The organism is Aquabacterium sp. A08 (assembly GCF_011742065.1).
On record NZ_JAAQQT010000246.1, the window covers coordinates 1 to 614 of the forward strand.

1 protein-coding gene and 1 pseudogene are annotated in these 614 nt (G+C 71.8%); both read left to right on the forward strand.

The features are described from left to right. Positions 1-132, forward strand: a pseudogene (locus tag HA630_RS01380) (type I glyceraldehyde-3-phosphate dehydrogenase); the annotation flags it as partial. A gap of 14 nt (positions 133-146) precedes the next feature. Continuing rightward, positions 147-614 (forward strand): phosphoglycerate kinase (gene pgk, locus HA630_RS01385; RefSeq protein ID WP_166832149.1); only part of this gene is annotated, 468 nt, incomplete at its 3' end.

Here is a 614-nt window from a genome sequence, read left to right on the forward strand (position 1 = left end):
TTCGATGCCGAGGCCGGGATTGCGCTGGACGGCACCTTTGTGAAGGTGGTGGCCTGGTACGACAACGAGTGGGGCTACGCCGCCAAGTGCCTGGAGATGGTGCGGGTGGTGTCCCAGGCCCGCACGGCCTGAACCGGAGGTCCACCATGCCTTTCCTGCGCTTCACCGACGTTGTGCACAGCGGCTTTGCCCAGGGCAAGCGGGTGTTCATCCGCGCCGACCTGAACGTGCCTCAGGACCGCGACGGCCGCATCACCGAGGACACGCGCATCCGTGCCAGCCTGCCCGCCATTCGGCTGGCGGCGCAGGCCGGGGCGGCGGTGCTGGTCACCTCCCACCTGGGGCGGCCCACCGAGGGGCGGTTCCGTCCCGAGGATTCGCTCGCGCCGGTGGCCGAGCGGCTGGGCGACCTGCGGCCGGTGCGCCTGGAGCGCGATTGGGTCGGGCGCCCGGTGCCGGCCCGCCCGGGCGAGGTGGTGCTGCTGGAAAACTGCCGGCTCAACCCGGGCGAGACCCGCTACTGCCCCGACCTGTCGGCCCGCCTGGGGCAGATGTGCGACATCTTCGTGCACGACGCCTTTGGCACCGCCCACCGCGCCGAGGCCAGCACCTAC